The organism is Nostoc favosum CHAB5714, assembly GCF_020829495.1.
Classification (GTDB): Bacteria; Cyanobacteriota; Cyanobacteriia; order Cyanobacteriales; family Nostocaceae; genus Nostoc; species Nostoc favosum.
Map to the genome: position 1 here is coordinate 77,804 of NZ_JAIVFQ010000012.1, position 22,344 is coordinate 100,147.

At 40.6% G+C, this 22,344-nt stretch carries 16 protein-coding genes and 1 pseudogene; 5 read left to right on the top strand and 12 right to left on the bottom strand.

Annotation, left to right across the window (positions count from 1 at the left end; translation table 11 throughout):
• Window positions 1-91: 91 nt before the first annotated feature.
• Complete coding sequence (locus LC586_RS11290; RefSeq protein WP_229484630.1) at window positions 92-580, bottom strand: carboxypeptidase-like regulatory domain-containing protein; 489 nt, start codon at window positions 578-580, stop codon at window positions 92-94.
• Window positions 581-690: 110 nt separating this feature from the next.
• Window positions 691-3,801 carry an efflux RND transporter permease subunit gene (locus tag LC586_RS11295; protein WP_229484631.1) on the bottom strand — a complete coding sequence of 1,037 codons (3,111 nt, stop codon included), beginning with the start codon at window positions 3,799-3,801 and terminating at the stop codon, window positions 691-693.
• A gap of 254 nt (window positions 3,802-4,055) precedes the next feature.
• On the opposite strand from LC586_RS11295, the gene LC586_RS11300 reads away from it, so the two are divergent.
• Entirely contained in the window at window positions 4,056-4,700 is a 645-nt protein-coding gene (locus tag LC586_RS11300) for a hypothetical protein (protein ID WP_229484632.1), read from the top strand.
• 26 nt (window positions 4,701-4,726) lie between these two features.
• Window positions 4,727-5,554 (top strand): hypothetical protein, encoded by an 828-nt coding sequence (locus LC586_RS11305; protein ID WP_229484633.1) that lies wholly within the window; start codon window positions 4,727-4,729, stop codon window positions 5,552-5,554.
• Between the two features lie 44 nt (window positions 5,555-5,598).
• On the opposite strand, the pseudogene LC586_RS41090 reads toward LC586_RS11305, so the two are convergent.
• The 4 genes and pseudogenes from LC586_RS41090 to LC586_RS11320 all read right to left on the bottom strand — a co-directional run.
• Window positions 5,599-5,700: pseudogene (locus LC586_RS41090) on the bottom strand (phosphatase PAP2 family protein); the annotation flags it as partial.
• Window positions 5,701-5,823: 123 nt separating this feature from the next.
• Window positions 5,824-8,949: an efflux RND transporter permease subunit gene (locus LC586_RS11310; RefSeq protein ID WP_229484634.1), complete on the bottom strand. Its 3,126-nt coding sequence runs from the start codon at window positions 8,947-8,949 to the stop codon at window positions 5,824-5,826.
• Window positions 8,950-8,951: 2 nt separating this feature from the next.
• The gene (locus tag LC586_RS11315) at window positions 8,952-10,622 is read right to left on the bottom strand and encodes an efflux RND transporter periplasmic adaptor subunit (RefSeq protein WP_229484635.1); all 1,671 of its coding nucleotides are present in this window, start codon (window positions 10,620-10,622) and stop codon (window positions 8,952-8,954) included.
• 398 nt (window positions 10,623-11,020) lie between these two features.
• Window positions 11,021-11,719 (bottom strand): DUF305 domain-containing protein, encoded by a 699-nt coding sequence (locus LC586_RS11320; protein ID WP_229484636.1) that lies wholly within the window; start codon window positions 11,717-11,719, stop codon window positions 11,021-11,023.
• Window positions 11,720-12,193: 474 nt separating this feature from the next.
• On the opposite strand from LC586_RS11320, the gene LC586_RS11325 reads away from it, so the two are divergent.
• The gene (locus LC586_RS11325) at window positions 12,194-13,096 is read left to right on the top strand and encodes a polysaccharide deacetylase family protein (RefSeq protein WP_229484637.1); all 903 of its coding nucleotides are present in this window, start codon (window positions 12,194-12,196) and stop codon (window positions 13,094-13,096) included.
• Between the two features lie 610 nt (window positions 13,097-13,706).
• Here the strand turns inward: LC586_RS11325 and LC586_RS11335 are convergent.
• The 4 genes from LC586_RS11335 to LC586_RS11350 all read right to left on the bottom strand — a co-directional run bounded on the left by LC586_RS11335 (window position 13,707) and on the right by LC586_RS11350 (window position 18,364).
• On the bottom strand, window positions 13,707-14,252 hold the full coding sequence (locus tag LC586_RS11335) for a hypothetical protein (protein ID WP_229484638.1): 546 nt from the start codon (window positions 14,250-14,252) through the stop codon (window positions 13,707-13,709).
• Between the two features lie 2 nt (window positions 14,253-14,254).
• A complete protein-coding gene (locus tag LC586_RS11340; protein WP_229484639.1) occupies window positions 14,255-15,238 on the bottom strand; it encodes a DUF4396 domain-containing protein in 984 nt (327 codons plus the stop codon).
• A gap of 193 nt (window positions 15,239-15,431) precedes the next feature.
• On the bottom strand, window positions 15,432-16,682 hold the full coding sequence (locus LC586_RS11345) for an FAD-dependent oxidoreductase (protein ID WP_309143373.1): 1,251 nt from the start codon (window positions 16,680-16,682) through the stop codon (window positions 15,432-15,434).
• A gap of 35 nt (window positions 16,683-16,717) precedes the next feature.
• A complete protein-coding gene (locus LC586_RS11350; protein WP_229484641.1) occupies window positions 16,718-18,364 on the bottom strand; it encodes an IS1182 family transposase in 1,647 nt (548 codons plus the stop codon).
• A 165-nt stretch (window positions 18,365-18,529) separates the two neighbouring features.
• Between LC586_RS11350 and LC586_RS11355 the strand changes: the two genes are divergently transcribed.
• The gene (locus tag LC586_RS11355) at window positions 18,530-18,943 is read left to right on the top strand and encodes a hypothetical protein (protein WP_229484642.1); all 414 of its coding nucleotides are present in this window, start codon (window positions 18,530-18,532) and stop codon (window positions 18,941-18,943) included.
• Between the two features lie 31 nt (window positions 18,944-18,974).
• On the opposite strand, the gene LC586_RS11360 is transcribed toward LC586_RS11355, so the two are convergent.
• Complete coding sequence (locus LC586_RS11360) at window positions 18,975-19,103, bottom strand: FAD-dependent oxidoreductase (protein WP_229484674.1); 129 nt, start codon at window positions 19,101-19,103, stop codon at window positions 18,975-18,977.
• Between the two features lie 276 nt (window positions 19,104-19,379).
• On the opposite strand from LC586_RS11360, the gene LC586_RS11365 reads away from it, so the two are divergent.
• On the top strand, window positions 19,380-19,733 hold the full coding sequence (locus LC586_RS11365; RefSeq protein ID WP_229484643.1) for a four-helix bundle copper-binding protein: 354 nt from the start codon (window positions 19,380-19,382) through the stop codon (window positions 19,731-19,733).
• 927 nt (window positions 19,734-20,660) lie between these two features.
• Here LC586_RS11365 and LC586_RS11370 read toward each other — a convergent pair.
• Window positions 20,661-21,688 (bottom strand): IS630 family transposase gene (locus tag LC586_RS11370; RefSeq protein WP_229484673.1). Its coding sequence is split into 2 segments (ribosomal slippage): window positions 20,661-21,268 and window positions 21,268-21,688, totalling 1,029 coding nucleotides; the frame shifts between segments, so codons are not numbered across the junction.
• Between the last annotated feature and the right edge of the window lie 656 nt (window positions 21,689-22,344).

Genomic DNA, 22,344 nt, shown 5'->3' on the forward strand with positions numbered 1-22,344 from the left:
AGCAAGGCTTACCCTGAAATTTAGGCTAACTTAATGAATGACTATCAATATGAGCCATAACTGCCCTGCAAGCGATGCCTAAATACTCGGATTACTGATTAAAACTAAACCTACCGTTGACTTTTTCTGTACCAACATTCGCGGTAACTTTCACTTGATATTGACCCGCCGTAACTCCCTCCAACTTGGTAGCGTAGTGTTTACCATCAGCATCGTATGTTAGGGTAACTGTTTTTTGCTTTCCATCTGGTGACTGAATATCAGCAGTAACTTTCGCATTTGGAACTGCTTCGTGTTTGTCACCTGTTTGCAAATATAAATCTAAGTGAGTCGTGCTACCTTCTTTCTCAGGCACAAACTCTAAGTGATATTTTCCTGCTTCAACGACTTGAGCATTTTTACTACCCGAGCCACCATGAGCAGATTTTTCAGAGTTGGCTGTGGTTCCTGTATTGGTTGCGGTTTCTGAAGTAGCCACAGAAGGATTGCTACTGGACTCAGAAGCTTGATTACCACAAGCTCCCAAAAAAAGTAATCCTATACTGGCGAAAACAACAAAGCCTAATTTGAATGATTGCATTGATTTACTCCTCATTGATTATTAGAAAAATTTAGCTAAATCCCATACGTAGTGCATGAATATCTCTACATTCCCAGGTGGACATCTGGGAAGAATTAATAAGTTAAGTGTCATATAACTGAACCTTGAGTAACATCGATTTCTTGCACTTGTGTAGTCTTTTTGGGAACCAAAAATTTCCCAAATAGCGAATATAAAGCCGGCAAAACTAAGAGTGTTAAAGCAGTGGAAGTAACCAGGCCACCTAACACTACCACAGCCAAAGGTTGTAAAATTTCCTTACCTGCACCAGAACCAATTACTAGGGGAACCATACCTAGTGCTGACGAAAGTGCTGTCAGGAGAATCGCAACTAATCGTTCCATTGAACCATCAACAATCACTTGTTTGAGTGGTATTCCCTCAGCGAGGCGATTGTTATAGTTATCTACTAACAGCAATCCGTTACGAGTAGCTACACCAAATAAAGTAATGAAACCAACCATTGAAGCGACAGATATGATCCCACCACCTATAGCAACAGAAATTACACCGCCAATTAACGCTAATGGCAAGTTAATCATAATCATTGCCGTGGCAGGAATAGACTTGACGGCAAAGTAAATCAGCACTGAAATTGCTGCTAGGGCAACCGCACCTGCAATAATTAATGTCTGCGTTGCTTGTTCCTGTGCCTGAAACTGACCGCCAAATTGCACATAGTATCCCCCAGGCAGTTGAATTTGTTTGACGCGATCGCGTACATCTTTAATTACAGAACCCAAATCCTTGCCAGAAACGTTGGCAGAAACCACAATCAGCCGGGAAACATTTTCACGATTAATGGTACTTGGCCCCGTGCCATAATCAACTTTGGCAACCTGGGATAAGGGAATTTTCTGCCCGTTGGGTGTATCTACCAACAAGTTACCAATCACATCCAAATTGTTACGCGAGCTATCTTGCAACCACACAACGAGATTAAACGTTTGTTGCTTCTCCAACACTTGAGAAACTGCTTTGCCGTTCAGCCCAGTCTCTATCGTTTCTGCCAGTTCCCCCACAGTTAACCCATAACGAGCGGCTGCATCGCGGTCAAATTGAATTTGGATTTGTTTGACTGGGACTTGGGGTTCTAGTTGCAGATCCACAATGCCGGGAATACCACTCATGGCGGATTGTACCTGTTTTCCAAGGATGCGGAGTTGTTCGAGTTCGGGGCCGTAAATTTTGACAGCGATCGCACTCCTGACTCCAGAGAGGATATCATCTATTCGATGTGAGATAAATCCACCAATGTTGGTTGCCACACCAGGAAGTTTTTCAAACTCTTTGCGGAGTACTTCAACAGTCTTCTCTCGGTTTTTCGCGCCTGCTTCGCTAATCTGCACATCCAATTCACCAAAGTTTACCCCTGCCACTTCTGGATCTCCTTGAGCAAATCCAGAGCGTAAGGCAATGGCATCGAAGCGGCGATCGTTTTTGAGAGCATCCATTACTGCCAAAGCTGCTTGGTCAGTTGCATCTAAGGATTCACCAGGTAAGAGAACCATTGAATTGACCAAAGAACGGTCTTGGAACTCTGGTAAGAAGACTTTGCCTAATCCAGGCAAAATAATTATGGAAGCTACAAAGCCCGCAAGTGCCACTCCTAAAATCACCTTGGGGTAACGAATCGAGAACTTCAACGCTGGACGATAAAATTGATGTGTTTTGCGCTCTAGCCAAGTTTCGGCACTCGGTAAACGGCGATTTGCTAATAATAAAGCACATAGTGCTGGAGTTAGTGTTAATGCAACTAAGGTAGAAGCGAGAATTGATAGCAAATACGCCATTCCCATCGGCGTAAAAATACGACCTTCCACCCCAGACAGGACGAAAATCGGTGCAAATACTACTGCAATAATGACTGTAGAGAATAGAACACTAACACGTACCTCTACTGAACCATCAAATACCACTTGTAAAGGATTTTTCGGGTTGCCTGCTATTTGGTTTTCCCTCAATCGGCGGTAGACATTTTCCATATCAACGATCGCATCATCCACCACCGAACCAATTGCAACTACCAATCCACCCAAGGTCATTGTATTAATTCCCTGTCCAGTCCAACTCAGAATAATCATGCCTAACAGTAACGACAGAGGTAAGGCACTGAGGCTAATAATTACCGTGCGCCAGTTCATCAAGAAGATAATCAGAATGGCTGAAACGATAATGATGCCATCGCGTAAGGCTTCCTCAACGTTTTTGACCGAAGCTTCGATGAATAAATCTTGATCAAAGGTTTTAGTAAACTTAACATCCTGCGGTAGCCCTGGTTTAATCTCCTCCATTGCTGCCTCCACAGCTTTGACTACGGTCGGTGTATCTGCGGCTGGCTGCTTAGAAACAGTTAAAATTACTGCTCGTTTCCCTTGGAATAGTCCATCTCCTCGTCTTAGTCCCGGGCCAATTTTGACATCTGCCACTTGTTCCAGTAATACGGGTGTTCCTTTCGCAGCTTTGATAACCGAACGCTTGAGTTGATTAATTGACTCTATTCGCCCAATTCCCCGAATTAGTGTTTCTTGGTCAGGAGTAATCAAAAATCCTCCCGGCACATTGACGTTAGCATTCTGCACTGCTTGGGTGACTTCTGGCAACGAGACATTATAGGCTTTGAGCTTGTCAGGGTCAACCAAAACTTGATACTGTCGCTCATCGCCACCGTAAAGAAATACGTTGCTCACCCCTGGTACAGCCAGTAAGCGATTTTTTACGTCCCAGTTGACAATGCGCCATACCTCCATCATGTCGGTGCTTTGGGAGGAAAAAGCGTATTTGACGGCCCATCCCAAGGGCGAGTTAACAGGCAGAATTTCCGGTTGCTCTACCCCTTGTGGTAGTTTCACCCCTTGTAATCGCTCTGTTACTAGTTGACGAGCGCGGTATATATCAGTATCCCAGCTAAAGACAGTTTTAATAGCAGAAATCCCAATAGCAGATGAAGACCGAAGAGATTCCAGTCCTGGTGTGCCATTAATCGCGCTCTCAATCGGGCGAGTCACCAAAGACTCGATTTCTTCTGGTGCTAAACCAGAAGCTTGAACTTGAATTTCTACTTGTGGCGGAGCAAAGGCAGGAAATACGTCGAGCGGCATTTGTGTGATGACGCGCAATCCCCACAGACTAATTAATATCGAGGCAATAACGATTAGCCACCTTTGCGCGATCGACCATTTGACAATGGAATTGAGCATTTTTGAGACAACTCAAGGGTTTTTTGCTTGACGATACAGTGAATCCATTCGGGATAATCTGTAGTTTTGAGAGTTAGGCACTGTATCTAATGTCTCAAATGAAGATGAAATCAGGATGAAATCAAAGTTGAATAATGGTAAGCTAAAAATTCGGTAGATGTTACCGCGAGTAAATGTCTCACCCTTGCTAGCAAATGCTTTTACTCCCTATGAACAAACCTTTTTTGAATTAAGTTGAGCAATAGAGGTAAGTGATGGCAAAAGGTAAACGTAGCGGTGGAAAAGGGTTTGGTAAACCACCTAAGCCACCACATCTAGATAGCTCATTAGATTTTGAAGAATTAGTTAACGGCAATCTGATTTTAGTAGCGAACGTAATCACCAACGAAATTAAAGGGCTTGGAGATGCCTTTACATTTATAAAATCTAACGAGTTGACTGACGAATTATCAGATTTTAGGTCAGCTATTGCTACCGCATTTGACTCCTTATTGATTAGACTGGCGAAGCGGCGACGAATTGAAGAAGGTAAGGGTTTACTAACTCTGACTCCAAAACGTTATCGTCAAGAATGGGGGCTTAGTGATAGTTCTGACGGTGAAATAGTTTTTAATTGGTGGACTTTAGCAGAGTTGAAAGTTGCTCAAGAACGGAGCTACATATTTGGTGGAACCCGAATTCTTGCCAGATTAACAGAATCTCTAATTATGCATTCTCAAGAAAGGTTTCCGGTTATCTACCACGCTGTTCCATGTACAAGTGGAAATGATCAGGTAAATTATATGCATCTCATGTTTACTGTTCCACTCAGTTCCAACGAAGCAGCAGAATTTCTTAGTATCAATATAATTGAACGTGAAACTACACCTTTAACAGAACTTTTACCTCCTACTTCCTAAAAAGTCGCTTAAAAACAAACAATACTATGTCTAAAATCCGTATTGGCAATACTATAGTTAAAAGTAATGAAAAGTTAAGACAAATACAATCACAAGTTTTTACTCATTATGGCTATCAAAAAGTGAATGATTTTTTGCTCAATGATAGCAGAGATTTTAGAGTTGTATTTGATATGTTATGGGAAAAGTATCATAGTCAGCCCAAAATTTTTTATGATTCTACCTTAATAAAGGTACTAGAGGAATCGAAATCATTTAAAAAGTTTATACTAGCCGTTAATATACAAACAATTTCTCAGATGAGAATTCCTTTTGATAAATTTTATATCCCGTGCTTAAAAGAATGTTATCAGAATTATGAGACTCATAAAGAAACAGGTGCTAGAGGTTGGGTAGTCGGTGTTATTCCTTTTCTCGGTGCTACTTACCCTGAACGTCGAAAATTTTTATCGAATTTAATTTACTCTTTAGATATTACAGAAAATATTAATTCAGGAAGAATTATTTATTTAGATAATCATCTAGCTTTAACTTATAAACAAGATGATTCTAAAAACCAAGCGTTAGGAGAACTATTGTTTGCAGCAAGACGTTCTGAAGATTTATGGTCTTTTGATCAAACAGATGTTTTTGTACCTGTAAAATCGTTACGTCAAGCTAAAATTGCTTTAGCTAATTACCAAGGTAAGCCCCGAAAAGGAGAATTAGTAGGAAACGATTCTGCACGTTTTTCCAGATTTTTAGGCTTGGATATTAGAGATAGCTATGCATATATGCCTGGCTATGAAGAATTAGTTAATTATAAAGGAAAAGGCTTCCAAAAACGACAATCAATTATTACTCGCTACCACTAATACCAATTTTCCATGAAGATACACAACGAACGTTATTGAAGGTTTTACTTTAGTGATTGCCCTTGCCTCAATCTCTGTAGATTCAGCATTGTAATACATATCATCAGCCACAAAAATCCAACACCATATCCTGCAATTACATCTGTAGACATTTTGGGATTCTGGCTCACGTGATAGCTGAAAATACAGTCGAAAAATTTGGAATTTAATGCATGGATTCTTTGCTCAATTCCAAAGGATTCTAGAAGATAAATTTCCTGTGATATTTATCATCGCTCAAAAACTGCTTTTGGTACTTTGCCATCCTCTACAACTGACGTAATACGCTTAGGCAGCAATAACTTACCAAACTTGGCATACAAAGCAGGCAAAACTACTAATGTTAACGCCGTAGAGGTAAACAACCCACCCAAGACCACTATCGAAAGTGGTTGTAAAATTTCTTTTCCAGGGCCACTCTCAACTACTAGAGGTGCTAATCCTAAAGCAGAGGTAAAAGCGGTCATCAAAATTGCATTCAGACGTTCCATTGACCCTTTAATCAAAACTTCTTTAAGTGGTAGACCTTCAGTAAATTTGGTGTTGTAATTATCCACAAGTAACAAACCATTGCGGGTAGCAACTCCAAATAGAGTAATAAAACCAACCAAGGAGGCAATAGAAATAACGCCGCCAGACAAAGCTACTGAAAATACTCCTCCCACCAACGCCAAAGGCAAGTTAATCATAATCATGGCGGTAGAAGGGATAGATTTGACTGAAAGGTACATGATGACTGTAATTGCGACAAAAGCGATCGCACTCGAAATTAAGATATTCTGAGTTGCTCTTTCTTCTGCCTCAAATTGTCCTGCATACTGAATATAGTAACCAGCAGGGATTTGCACTTGTTGCTTAACTTTCTCCCTAATTTCATTGACAATGGAACGCAAATCTCTACCATTAGCGTTAGCAGAAACAACAATCAAGCGGGATACATTCTCTCTATTTATAGTATTAGGTCCAGTACCATTTTCAATTGTTGCAACCTGTGCAAGAGGAATTTTTTGACCGTTAGGAGTATCAACTAACAAATTACGAATCGTATCCAAATTTTGTCTTGCATCTGGCTTTAACCACACAGCTAAATCGAAAGTTTGTTGTTTCTCTAAAACTTGAGAGACTACTCGTCCATTGAGAGCAGTTTCAATAATTTCGGAAAGTTTGCCTACTGTTAAACCATACCGTGAAGCAGCAGGTCGGTTGAATTTAATTTGTATTTGTTCAATTGGTATTTGGGGTTCTAGTTGTAAATCTACAATCCCATTCACAGTTTTCATGACATCATCAACCTGTTGTCCAATGATGCGGAGTTGTTCTAGGTCGGAACCAAAAATTTTGACTGCGATCGCACTCCTCACCCCAGACAACACCTCATCCATGCGGTGCGAGATAAAACCACCAATGTTTGGCGCTACCCCTGGTAACTTAGCAAATTCCTCCCGTAACTTCTCAATCGTCCCCTCCCTGTCTTTCATCCCTGCGTCGCTTAACTCGATATCCAAGTGTCCCAAATTCACCCCGGCTGCATCTCCATCTCCTGGCGCACGTCCAGAACGCAATTGCACGTATGGAAATCTAGAGTCTCCCTTGAGTGCGTGTTGAAGTGTTTCACCAGCTGCATTAGTAGCTTCTAGAGAAACCCCCGGATAAAGAGTGAGAGTATTAACCAAAGTCTGCTCTTGAAACTCTGGTAAAAATATTCTGCCAAAGGAAGGGACAATTACAGCCGCAGCTACCAAACTAGCGATCGCAACCCCTATAACAATTCCAGAACGCCGCATAGAAAATGTTAGTAGAGGACGATACAGCCCCTTAAAAAATCTTGCAACCCAAGGTTCTGTTTCAGGCAAGCGACCATAAGGCAGTAAAATTGCACATAAAGCCGGAGTCACCGTCAATGCCGTGATACTAGAGGCTATGACTGCTGCCATATAGCCTAATCCCATTGGGATAAAAATGCTGCCTTCTACACCAGCTAAAGCAAAAACTGGAGAGAAGACAACTATGGTAATGATGGTAGCTCCAAATACTGAATCCCGTACCTCTTGACAACCGTCAAATACAACATCTAAAACCGGACGTGGGTTGGGTGAATATTTGTTTTCTCGCAAGTTGCGGTAGACATTTTCAGCATCAACAATCGCATCATCAACGGCTGAACCAATGGCTACTGCTAACCCTCCCAATGTCATAGTATTTAAACCTTGTCCCAACCAATTTAGTAATAGTACTCCTAGTAATAAAGATAAAGGTAGGGCAGTTAAACAAATAGCTAGGTTACGCCAATTCATTAAAAAGGGAATTAGAATTAGAGCAACAATAATACTGCCTTCAATTAAAGCTTCTCTAACATTTTCAATAGAAGAATCGATATAGTTTTCTTGTCGAAAAGTAGGGGTGACTTTGATATCTTTGGGTAAGCCTGCTTGAATCTCTGACATCGCTGCTTCAATGGCACGAGTGACAGTAGGAGTATCGGCTTGAGGCTGTTTGTTAATCATTACAATCACTGCCTTTTGACCGTTAAAACTGCCGTCGCCCCTTTTAATAGCTGCACCAATTTGCACGTCAGCAACATCGGAGATTTTAACAGGCGTACCATTACGAGCAGTAATCACTGATTGCTGTAATTCTTCTATAGATTCAATTCTGCCAATACCACGAATTAACTTTTCTCGGTCTGGAGTAATTAAATAGCCACCAGGAGCATTCACATTGGCAGCTTTGGCTGCTTGCTCTACGTCTTCTAAAGTGACATTAAAGGCTCTTAACCTTGCTGGGTCAACTAATACTTGATATTGGCGGACATCACCACCATACGCCACTACCTGACTAACACCAGGCACAGCTAAAAGGCGATTTGTCACTTGCCAATCAACAATGCGCCGCACTTCCATTAAAGGAGTGCTTTGGGAGGTAAAGGCATATTGTAATACAGTTCCAATGGGAGAACTTGTAGGAGAAATTTGCGGAGTTTCTACTCCTGACGGAAGCTTACTTTGAGCTTGTTGTAATCGCTCTGTTATTAGCTGGCGAGCTTGATAAATATCAGTATCCCAGTTAAAGATGACTTTAACAACAGAAATTCCCGCAGCTGAAGATGAGCGTACTGCTGTTACTCCAGGAGTACCGTTAATCGCACTTTCAATTGGTAAAGTTACCAGGGATTCTAATTCTTCGGGGGCGAGTCCTGGTGCTTCAGTTTGGATTTCGACTTGAGGTGGTGCAAAACTGGGGAAAACATCCAAAGGCATTTGGATAATCGTCCGAAATATCCAAATAGTGAGGATAATTGTACCCAGGATGACTAACCAACGGCGAGCGATCGCCCATTTGATGATAGCACTCAGCATTTTTATTGTTGGGTATTTTTACTGATGATTATGACTTTTGGTTCTTCATGAGGCGCGCGGTGGTTATCATCTGAGTTTGTAGAACCATTAATAGAATCTTCTGGTACATCATAGGCAAGTTCTGCCTCTACTGGAACTAGTTGAGGCTTGCTGCGACGGCCCGCCATGAAACCTACAGCAGCTATTGCAGTTCCTCCACCTGCTCCTAGCAACCACAACGGTACTGGGAAGCTGGGCGTTTTAACTTCAGTCGCTTGTGCAGGAGCTTCTTTTGTCTCACCTGTTGGCTTAGTACCACCCCGCAATGATTGTGCATAAAGTTGTGGTGCGCGTTGAGTGACAATCATATCGCCCTCAAATAAGCCACTCTTAACCTCAACCATATCTCCAGAGGTTTGCCCTAAAGTCACTTCAACTGTTTGGTAAGCATTACCATTTTGCACGTAAACAACTTTCTTACCATTCGCGTCAACCACTGCTGAGGTAGGAATAGCTGAAATAGCAGAGGATGTTTGGTCTGTTAAGACTTCTAGCTCTGCAAACATTCCTGGTTTGAGTTGCCGAAGAGAGTTATTTACCTCTGCTTGTACTGGTACAATTCGTGTTTCTCCTTCTACCACCGTTCCAATCCGGGAAATTCGTCCTGAAAATGTACGATCAAGCATACTGGCTACTTTTAAACTAATTCTCTGACCAGTTCTTACCTTGCTTAAATCTTTTTCATATATGTTAGCTGTAGCAAAAAGCCGACTATCGTTGACAATCGTCATCAATTTGCCACCCGCATCATTAAAAGTTTGACCAATAGTCACTTCTCTATCAGCAACCTTACCAGAGATAGGAGCAGTTACTGTCACTAGTCCTTTAGAATTGGGTTGATTTCCTAGTTGAGCAAGTCGAGTTTGATAACTAGTATTACTGCGATTTATATTTGACTTTGCTAGTTGAACTGATGCTTGAGCGCGTTTGAGTTGATTTTCTGCTCCGATAACCTCCCGACGGCTGTTAGCTTTGGTAAGTTCGGCTTTTGCCTGTGCTAACTGGGTTTGAGATTCTAAGGCATTGCGTCGCGGTAAAGCACCTTCAGTGGCTAACTGTTTGTCTTTGTTGTACTTTTCTTGAGCAAAGTCAACTTGACTCTGTGCTTGGGCAATTTCAGAGTCGGCTATTTGTTGATATCTTTGGTAATTTTGTTGAGCCAGCCTCAAGTCAGCTTCCGCCAGCTGTAAATCTGCTTGACCTTGTGCTAATTTGTCCTGAGATTCCACACGCAATGTCACTAAATCTGGGCTGGTTACAACGGCGACAGGTTGACCTTGCTTTACTGATGCACCTGGTTCCACCAACAATTCAACCACTTTCGCCCCAGCAATTGGGGTAGTCACTTCTACTTTTTGGCTGGGAAGAGTCTCTATTTGTCCAGTGGTTTTAATGCCAATGGCTAACTTTTGACGTTGGACAGGCTCGACTTTAATCCCTAACCGTTTGGCTGTGTCGGCATCAACCTGAATAGAATTATTAGTTGAAGTGGCTTCACTTCCTCCTTGAAATTCGTCTCCATGTCCACCATGAGCCAGAACAACTGCGGGACTTGCTAATAACAGCAGGCTCAGGAATGTGCCAGAAACATAACGAATAGCTGTAGGTGTTTGGGAGCGTAGAGAATTAGACATCGCTACTAAAAGTCCTTGAGTATGGGACGGAAGAAATTGCCAACGGTCAAAAGTGCTTTTAAGTTTTAGAAATACACTCTTTTACTAGTCTTTCATTTAGAAATGAAATTAGGATGAAATCGAGCTTTGACCGCTCTCAGAATCACATCACTCTAAACATAAATGGAGTTCAATAGAGCAAGTGTTTCCTATCTATTGGCATTGCATACTTGCTTGCTTCACATAGATACTTTTGCTTACCCTTCGGGTGACGCTCGAGTACTCACGCTTCGCCAGTTCCTTACGGCGGGTTTACCCTCTACCCTGCGGGTTCTGCAAAACCAAACAGGACTGGACTTACCAGTTACGGAGGTAAACCCTACCAAGAGCAATGGACTCACCGCCTACTTTAAGAGGACTCACTGGTTATACCAAGCTTTTCGCCACTGTTTCATTTGGTTAATCTCTGCTTGCTGTGAATCAATGATACTTTGAGCTAATTTCTTGATCTCAGAACGCTTAGATTTACTCAATGCATCTTGAGCCATTGTAATTGCACTTTCATGATGGGGAATCATTGCATTTATGAACCGCAAGTCAAACTCAGTATCGGCGGCTCCTAAGTCCATATTCATCATCATGCCTTGCATCTGTTCTTCAGGCATTGGGACTGTTTTACCTGTTTTCGCATCATAAGCGACTGGGGTACTGCTTGCAGAGGGATACCAAGCTGTGCGCCATTGTTTCAACTGGGCGATTTCTTGATCTTGAGCTTTGATAATTTCCGAAGCCAGCTTTTTAATTTCAGGACGTTTTGATTTCTCCAGCGCTTGTTTTGCCATTTCTACCGCCCCTTGATGGTGCGGAATCATTGCGTCAATAAACCGCAAATCATAATTAGCATCGGCTGAACCTAAATCCATTGTCATGTTGTGGTTCATGCCACCACCATGATTCATAGGTTGCTTGTCGCTAGTATCAGTGGCGGTGGTAGTAGGGTTTGATGCTTGGTTTTGGGAAGTAGTTGTAGAACAGGCTGTTAACAAGCCGCTGGGAACAGAGGCGATCGCTAGTAAGGTCAATGACAAAAAGCTGTTTTTCAGAGTAGAAAGTTGCATAGGGATTATCTAAATGTTTTCTGATTTCATTTTGAAATCTCCAGTTGGCTGGAGAGTCAACCCTTTAGGTGATTTATTTTTTGCTTAAGTAATAAAATCATCTAGGTAACTGGTTGCTTGCAATGCAACTGTTGTACTTACTACATAGTTTGACAGCCGAAGATGAAATCAGGATGAAATTAAAGGTTCCTGCTCTTAGCAAAGACTAGCTACAAGAAATTAGAAGATTGTAGTACATTACTACAATCTTCTAATTCTTTTGTGACACCCCGCTTTGATTTGCCGACCTTAGCTTCAGAGTTTATAGCCGTAGTCACATAGGTTAGGACATAATGACAAGCGTGAATGCTAGGAACAGTAATAGTTTTACCTCCTGCCTCCTGCCTCCTGCTATAAATATGGCAAATAATTATGCTATGGAAGTAACGTAATTTAAAATAATTTGCGTTTAGGGTAAATACAAGGAAATCTAATATGGTAAAGCTGAAATTATTGATTGGAGGAATAGTATTCATCCCGCTAGTCGCAGTCCTATGCGACTTTAGTTTCGGAAGATTTTGGTTTTCAGAACGCTCAGACCATCAAAAATTAGTCAAAAAACCAGAACAACTCAGTGCCAGCGCTGTGAGCAATCAGCATAGTTCGGTATCCGATAAAGCCAGTGTTGCACAAGTAAACAGCCACATCTTTACAGTCCCTAATGAGTTTCAGGGAAAAATTATTAAACAGGCACAACTGAATAAACCAGATAAAGTTATCGCGCTAACTTTTGATGATGGTCCCGCACCTAAATACACACAACAGGTGTTAGAAATACTGAAGCAACAAAATATTAAGGCAACATTCTTCTGCGTGGGGGAGATGGTGCATTATTTCCCTCAGATTGCCAAGCTAGAGGTAGCCAATGGTCACGCGATTGGAAACCATACGTGGCATCACTGGTATCGAAAGATGAGCCTATCTGTTGCTGCGCGTGAGATTGAGTCCACCGCAACAGCTATTTACCAAACTATGGGGGTAAAAACTTTTCTGTTTCGTCCGCCTTATGGCATCCTCAACAATGGTGTAGCTGATTACGCTCAAAAGAATAATTACGCTGTTCTCATGTGGTCAGATGACTCGATCGACTATCGTCGTCCTCCAGTATCCAGACTCGTCAATAATGTGTTAAAGGACGCTAAACCTGGTGGTATAGTACTGATGCATGATGGTGGGGGCGATCGCTCACGCACTGTTAAGGCTTTACCACAAATTATCGCTTCACTCAAACAGCGTGGTTATAGGTTTGTAACCATACCCGAATTATTAGAAATACAGGTACAAAAAACACCATTGGTAACAACAGCGCAGTTTCATAAAGTGAATAAAGGTACATAAATTATTAACTCATTACTTTACCTGATCCAAGCTATCTTTGTTCTTTTTTTCTAATTATTATCTTGCTTCTTTTTTGCTAAGTTCTTCTGTTGTTTTTGTTAATGTCAATTCCTCTGTTAAGACTCGCTGATAAACCTGTGATAGCAAAGGCGTGACTTGATTATTTTCTGTACCATATCCTAACCCTGTTTTGTCACTCTGAGAAAAGAAAAATCAGAGCCGAATTTTCAACTGTATGTATAACGAGTATTTGAGCGTTTATTTTCTAATAGAATGCCCCAAATCAAGCTTTTTTGGTAAAAGCCTTATGCTGTAAGTATCCCAGATTATTCTCTGGCAAAAGTGATAAAAGAGGGCTAAGCTTGTCCAAGTACCGGACAATATCTGTAAAACCTGATTAAGTTTTTTCTGCTTCAAAAGAGTTGTAATATCTGCTCTCCAAGCATGATGGTCACTGAGCCATGCATATACTACCTCATCTTGTATTTGTGGCTCGAAACTCTCAGGAGCTATACTTAGAGACTTGGAGAATTTGTGGTACTTTTTAACTTTTTCTTGCCAGGTAGTTGTAAGGATTTGATAACGACCAGCAGCTATACTGCACTCGCCTTTATGAGATCAAAGAAGCATCAAGGTTAAAGACCTTCACACCATTCTCTAGCTTGGGCGTTAGAGTCTCATCCCCTCGTGCATCAACGGGAGCAGCGTAGGCTATCTTTGTCAAGTCTACTGCTGCCATGTCTTCCATTGCTTCCATGCTCATATCAGAGGTCATAATCATTCCTGGGGGCATGACTAAACCATTCATTTGAGTGACGCTACTCATGGGTGCAGACGGTAGCGATGATATTGGAGTCGGAGATTTCGTACCGCCCATATTCATCCCAGGCATGGATTTGTTGTCGTTATTCATATTCATCCCAGGCATGGATTGGTTGCCCATATTCATTCCCGGCATTGACTCAGGCTGCATATTCCTAGCACTCATGGTAAAGTTGCCGTAGAGTGCGGCAATGAAAACACCAAATGCTAAGGCTAATAGTGTTAACAGCGTCACTGCTAGAAGTTGCGATCGCGTAGCTTTGGGTTTCATTGACATACCCGCGTGCGAATCGGCAGTAGAAGAATTCATATCTACATTTCGACGGGTTTTCATGGTTACATTCCTTCCATAATTTGGTCTGTATCAGCATTGGATGCAGGCACTTTATCGGAAGTTGCTGTAATTTGTTCTCTTTCAGCAGCTAAACTGTGACCACCTTTACCTAATGCCCGGGCGGTTCCCATGCCATGCTTTAGACCAACAGCAACGAGCCACATATTGACGGGAAAGGCAACTACAAATCCTACTACAGTTGCCAAAGACATCACACCCCAAAATCGAATTGAGGTTGGCTCCATCGCTGTCATATCATGGCTCATCAGGATCACCATCACTGGAATCATTCCTGCCATCACCGCATTCATTGAAAGCCATTCCGGCATAAAAGAACGCCGGACGGCTTTGAGATATGAACCACCCAGCATATCTTTCATAAACAAAGATTGAAAAACAAACAGCCCAAATGCAAAGCCAAAAAAATACTCAGAAATCACATCAAGCCACATGGGTAGTCCAAGGGTCATGGTAATTGCGGCAGCAACGATAATTCCCGTTGCATCACCAGCTAAACAGTGAATTGTCGAACCAACAGTCTGTTTCCACAATGGTTTGACAAACTCCTCATGCTGCATTGGAGCTGGTTCTTTACAAGACAGAATGTACAGTGCCGCACCAATTACTCCTGTGTAAAGAGTCACTAACAACCATCCCCACTTCATTACTGTTAGTTCAGGATTACTAGTAAACGCATCCCAAGCTACATAAACCACTGAGAGGACTGTCAGACTAAACCAAACAATCAAAACAGTATCAATCCAAGCAGAACTTTTGAAGTTTGCCTCATTCATACCAGACATATTCATGCTGGACATATTTGAGTTGCCCGCAGGCTGAGATACAGGGGGGCTTTGAGCAATAGAATTGGGAATGCTCTCAATAGAATTAGGTGAATTTTGACTTACTCCCAAGCGTGGCGTTATTAGCACTAATCCTAGAGTTAGTGTCAATAAAGCTATCCATAAAATTGATTTGGAGCGCATATTTACCTTTGAATTTACAGCAAGCCAGTTATTAAAAAGCGTCTTTCATTAAGGAGTATTAGCTGGATATAAAAATCAGGTTTGAATCTTGGTAGGTATACTAAACCTCTAGGCTTTGTTAACCGAGCTTTGGACTAATCTGGATTTTCAGAAATCAAATAGAAATCCTATATACTCTTGTCAGTAGCAAAAATTAGCGCAAGGTAAAAAACTCTTCCGCAGCTGAAGGATGAATACCAATTGTTGCATCAAAATCTTTTTTAGTGATACCTGTGCGAATAGCAAGTCCAAGACATTGAATAATCTCGGCAGCATACTCACCAACCATATGAGCGCCGAGTACCCTGTCTGATTTGCTATCAACTACTAATTTAATCAGAGTTTTCTGTTCCGGTTCAGCAATCGTGTCGAAAAGAGGTTGAAACCTTTGGGAATAACAGCGTATTGATTCTCCAAATTTTTCGCGTGCTTTAGCTTCAGTCAAGCCAACCGTAGCCGCTTCCGGTCGAGAAGAAAGTGCTGAGGGAATGCACTCTAAATTCACAGTTCGGGGCTGATTACCAAACACAGTGTCAGCAAAGGCACGACCTGTGGCAATGGCGACAGGAGTCCAATGAGGTCGGTCAGTGCAATCTCCAACAGCAAAAATATTAGCCTGAGTAGTACAGCTGTATTCATCTACTGCGATCGCTCCTTGTTTGACTTGAACACCCGCTTTTTCTAAATTAAGACCACTTAAATTAGGAACTCGAGCTATGGCGCTAAGAACGGTATTTACAGTTATACTATCTTGTTCATTTCCTAATAAACTCAAAAGTAAACTATCTTGAACTTTTTCAATTTTTTCGACAACAGTATTGCAGAAAATTTGAATGCCATTATTCATCATACTTTCTTGAACTGTAGTTCTAATATCTTCATCTCGACCTGGTAAAATACGGTCTTCCGGTACTATTAAAGTAACCTTTGAAATCAACCCATTTAGGCTTCCAGCAAACTTCACTGCTATCTGGTCACTACCAATAATCGCAATATGCTGCGGTTGCTGCTTGATTTCAAACATCTGACGTGTGGTAATAGCATATTCAATTCCTGGAATTTCGGGTTTTACAGCTTCTCCACCTACAGCAATCAATATTTTATTGGCAGTAATCTGGTGTCCCCCAACATCCAAAGTATGAGAATCTAAAAATCTTGTCTCTCCGTAAATTAGGCTTACCCCTGCTTCTTGAAGATGCTGAATATGCAATTTGTTCAAATGTTGGATTGCTCGATCTTTAGCTGTCATAAATTTATGCCAGTCAATGCGGTCACTTACTTTATCCCAACCATATTCGTCGGCATCTTCAAAAACGTGTGAAAAACTAGCAGCATATGCCATCAGTTTCTCTGGAATACAGCCATGAATTACACATGTGCCACCTACCTGGTCGCGTTCGGAAATTAATGACTTTGTTGGCGAATTTTTTGAAGTCGAATTTAGACAGCTAGTGCTGCGAAACGAGAAATACTCTTGCCAAAGTTATTAGCTTGCGTCCACCACTGCCAAACCCTAACCAAATTCATGGCAGCAGCCGTGATTATATGTTGTAGCCTAGTTTTTTCAAAACCCCGATAACGACATCTACGCAACCCAAACACTCTTGTGGCTTGAGAAATAGTTCCTTCAACACCAGATCGTTTTGCATACTGCTCTTGAAATTCAGGCGTTTGTTGCCGCGCTCTTGCTTCATTTAGAGCTTCGTGCAATTCTTGAGGACGTAAAGTTAAGGTTCTGACTCCGGTTTTATCTTTAGTACAATCTAGACGTGATGGACAATTGTGACAATCAGATTTTTTAAACCTGGCTACAACAACTGGTTGAGAATAAAGATTTAAACGATTTGTCCAAGAGCTAGACAGCTTATCATGAGGGCAGCGTACAACTTGTTGTGACCAATCTATTTCAAAATCTGCCAAACCAAAACCCTTTTGAGCGCGTGATTGCCATTGTGAATCACCAGGGGCAGGACCAACTAAATCGACGTTATATTTCTGGCTAGAATCTACAAGTAATTGAGCATCTATATATGCAGTATCCACTAAATGTTTTTCAGGTATTATACCTTGTTTAGCTAAATTCTGATGAAGTTCATCAAGAACTTGATGGTCTCTATCACTAGTAGGCTTAGTTTCTACATAGCTAATTAAGTGAGGTGCATCGTCATCGCAAGTTTCACTTAAGTGAACTTTATAACCAGTCCATATAGTTGTACGTTTATTTCCTCTTCTGGCATCCAGATCATATGGAGAGTTAATGATAATGGATGGTGGGGGAATCTCGTCGGCTGACCGTAATTTAACTAGATCATTTTCAACAGAAAATTGTTGTATCCAAACCAGTCTGAGAATCTCTACAGCTTCGATTTGACGTAACCAATTAGGGGCTAACTCAGACCAAATTGCATCTAATATATAGAAACCATCAGCACCAATTCTTACAGCTAATGATGTGCGTTCTTCTCCATTAGAAGGGAGGCGAGAGTCCTCAAACTTTCTGCCATAACGTTCATACCATTCCGAGTTAGGAACTATTGTCTGTAACCAATTTGGCGCTACAGATGCTAATGTATTCAAAGCATAGCGTAGAGTTTCACCTATATTTTCTAAACGGCTCAAAGTCCGGATAGCAGCTATTATGTGAGTAGAGTCAGTACGTTGTTGTTTTGGAGATTTTAGCAGTCCTTTCTCCACAAAACGAGAAAGCATTAAATCTAGTAATTGTCTTTCTTGTGACCCGTCGATTAACCGAGAACGAAACTCGCTTAAAACTGAAAAATCAAAACCAGAGTCGGTTAATTCTAACCCTAAAGCATACTTCCAATCGATTCGACTTCTAACTGCATCTGCGGCTTGTCTATCAGTTAAACCCTCAGCATACTGCATCACAGTCACTAAAGCTAGACGGGCTGGTGCTATAGCTGGTTGTCCACGCCGAGGAAATAAATCAGTAAATGCTTCATCAGAATAAAATATCCCTAATTCGTCCCGCATTCTGATATATATGTTTTCTTTTGGAAATGAAGCCTTAGCTACGCGGGTAGTTTCTTCTGGAATTGGGAAGCCTGGTTCCGGTTGGAGTGACATCGTTACGTTCTACACCCTGATTTTGTTCACTTTAATTTTATTGAACCACCACCGCTTTTATCTAACAAACGTCTATCAATGGAATGATAAGACTTTTAACACATTTGTCTATCAAATAACTAGACTCATTTATGATAGACACAAGCTAGACTAGAGAGAAAAGTCATGGAGGATAAGAAGCGGGTTCAAGTAAATTTTCGGCTTGATGAAAATTTTTTAGCTGCTATACAAGCTAAGTGCAAAACGGACAACGTTACTCAAACCGACTTTATTATTCAAGCTTTGAAAAAAGCTTTGTCTAGCAATGATTCTAAGTTGGAATCGATACCAGAAGTTCTATCATCTCTTTATTTCCGTTTGACTCAATTAGAAACACGTCTAGCAGACAGTCTAGCAACTCAACAACACCTTAGCGATCGCCTAACTGCATTAGAGCAGCAGCCAAACACTTATTCTCCTGATTTAGAAGCACTCAGCGAGCATGTATTAGCACAATTGCATTTAGGTAAACAAGCTCCTGGTTACAAAGCAGCTAAAAAAGCTTTATCGAATTTTATCACCCAATTGAATATTGAATAAAAAGCTACTAAATCTATACTTAAATCTCTCTTCATACAGGAGCTTTTGAATTCGCCAACAAAGTCATTAATACACGAGCACCATGAGCAGCAGATTGTCTAGCGGCAGCAACACCTCCAGGCCCTGCGCCAATTACAAAGAGGTCATAATCAAAGTTCATAAATTATTAACTCAGTTTTTAAGAACACTATATTTCCCTATATTTTTAGCTTTCCACACAGTGATGAAATTAATATGAAATCCTTGGAATTCTAATTTAAAAATAGTTATGCATACTCAAATAAAATTAGTATGAAATTCCCTTATGTCATTAGTAATAAATATTTCTTGTGCCATTAGGTAGACGCAAACATATTGATAGTTTTTTAATGTGATCACGAAGAGGCATAAATACTGCCTCATGTGAAATTGACGACTTTAAATCGGAGGTATAATTATGACGACAGCCCAATCTCACCAATCCTTGCTTGAAACTTGCATAGAGGCTTGCTTTGATTGCCTACGCGATTGCGAAAACTGTGCCGATGCCTGTTTAAGTGGCAACATGGCACAGATGATGGCTCAATGCATTAAGTTGTGCCGAGACTGTGCTGATACTTGCGCTCTGTGTGCTCGTTTTATGTCTCGCAATTCGCCTCTCCATGCTCAGATATGCGGAGTCTGTGCTGAAGCTTGCGATCGCTGTGCCAGTGAGTGCGAGAAACACGATAGCGACCACTGTAAACGCTGTGCCGAATCTTGCCGTCGCTGTGCGGATTCTTGCCGTCAAATGGCGAAAGCTATGGCGTAAGTATCTATAATCGCTGACAGGTACGTTGCAAAATAATTAAAATTTATGCCACACCATGTATTACGAGACAAAATCATGCCAATCATCCACGTAATACATGGAATTTCTCAGAACGACTACTAAGTATTACACAATATGAGTAGGAGATAGAGAAGCGATTAGTCCAGCTATAGAATCTTCAACAATAAAATTCAGCGCTCAAGGAACGGTCAGCCATTACCTTTATGCATGACGTTGTGGACTTTGAATCGATAGGTACATCGCCAACTGCTACAAATCCGCAAACGAGAAATGCATTTGCGATCTGGTGAAATACTAGATCGCTTTGCCTATGCAGTGTTAGAGTCTTTAAGACGGCAGACTTACTTGACTCCAGTTTAAAAAGGCTTGTTGTAATGGTTGGAGAAGTATTATCGAGTGAGCTGCGAAGAAAATTAGAAGTCAGCTTTGAGTTTGATGAAGGAAAATTCTGTTAACAACTAAGTAACAATGGCTACGCGACTTTTACCTCAGCTTGACGAGGAGTCTAAACCGGCTTGTCAATAACATTTGAGATGCGCTTACCTTGACTACCATACTCAAAATAATAAAAAAGTTTTATCCAATTAACTTACCAACTTCATTTAATTTCTGCTCCAAAATTCCTTGTAAAGATTGAAGTTGTTCCCTACTAGCATTAGCTAAAGTCATCTCAGATAATCCACTATTTATTTTTTGAATAACTACTTTTATTTCTTTCGATTCTGATTGTTCTGATTTTAAATACTTAGCTTTAATACTCTTAATTAAATCGTCTGTCTCAGGTACAGCTAAACTTTATTTTGATAAGAAGATAAACCAAATTTTAAGAATAGTATAAATTAGCTTTTGCAAGGTTAATAATATATTAATTAAATATACTAACATATTATTAACACTATAGCAATCCTAAATGATTTGTGAGAAAATACCATACTCATACAGTTTAGGGAAGTCAAAAATTTGACCATCAATAGCCAACTCAAATAAACCTTTAACAACAGAGAAAGAATGACAGAAAAAATAAAATTCTCGAATTAACTTTTTTGCTTGTAACCAAATATCTTCGACAGGATTTTGTTGTGGAGCATTTGGGGCAAATCGTTCACAAGTTATCAACCATTCTTCTTTTTCAAGCTGACGATTCAAAGAATCTAAATACTCTTGGATTTGCTGTGAACGGTGGTAACTGGCACCGTCCCAAATAATTAAAAGTTTTGCTCCCTCTCGTTGTGAGCGAAGGTATTCTAAAAACCCTATTGTCGTTTCAGAGTTTGCGGTTTTTGCTTTGTAGGTGAAAAACTCCTTTGTTTTATAGTCTAGTCCACCAAAATATGTTTGCTTACTCCGAGAGTTGACAACTGGAACGGTTACTCTTTGAGAGGACTGACCCCATACATAACCACACACATCCCCCCATAACAAATGGCATTCATCAACCATGAACACCACTAACTTTCCTGACTCGATTTCACAACGTCTCGCTTCCAGTAACCCACAGAGTTCTTTTTTTTTGATGTTACTAGTTCTTCGTCATGCTTGGGATTGTAAGCTTGAGTTTTCTTCCAACTAATCCGGGCTGCATCAAATAAGTCGTAGTAGCTCTGTTTCGACTCAAACACCACCCCATACGAAGATGCTATCTCGTACTCTAGTTCGCTCAAATTCCACTTATCTTTTGTTTTGAGCCATTCAAGGATACACGCACGCTGTTGTGGATTTAGAAATCCTTGACTTCCTTTGTAAGCAAGCTTTAATCCTTCTACTCCTGAAGTAAAAAATACTTTCTTCCACTTACTGATGAATCCTGATGAAACCCCCAGTATCGATTGAATGGCAACATGAGTGTATCCTTCAAGCAACATTTTGACTGCGATCGCCCTTTGAACTTCCCGCTTGTCTTGGCTATTTTCAATAAACTCCGATAGCGATTGCATCCACATTACCATACTCCGTACAATAGTTCTGAAAATCACTCATTTCCCTTTTCAGTATTTTCTCACGAATGATTTAGGATTGCTATAGTTTAAGCAAGCTACATGAAATTTATTACTAATTTATAAATCAACAAATGTTGGTTAAATATTGAAATTTTGTTGATTGGCTTTTTAAGTTAGAGCTTACATAATATAAGCAACCTATGTAAAAAAAAGTAGTCAGGGATCATTGAATAGTGAGTATTTATTGGCTTCCTCATATAGCTAATTTTCAGGGCAAGTATATGAGCATTTTAGAATTGATGTAGGCATAAGGTTTTTGTATAAGTATACTTATGATTATGGCTCTCCTAGACTATAGCAATCCTAAATCCTTCGTGAGAGAGAAAATCGCTGAAAGGCTTTAAAATACGTACTTTTAATCTCAGTATTTTCTCACGCCTCAATTCGGATTGCTATAGTTATAGAAAATTAATACTTGATATCAGGTTAAGTCCTTACATAGTAGGGGATTCAAGAATCAGAAAGCATATTTTTATTAAATCTTTGATTCTATTTTAGCGAAACCTAGTTGTATCAGGTGTTTTAGGTGTTTTTTAGTATTAATTTATCAAACGAGGTCTAGGAGAGCTATGATTATTTACTCTGGCAGGATT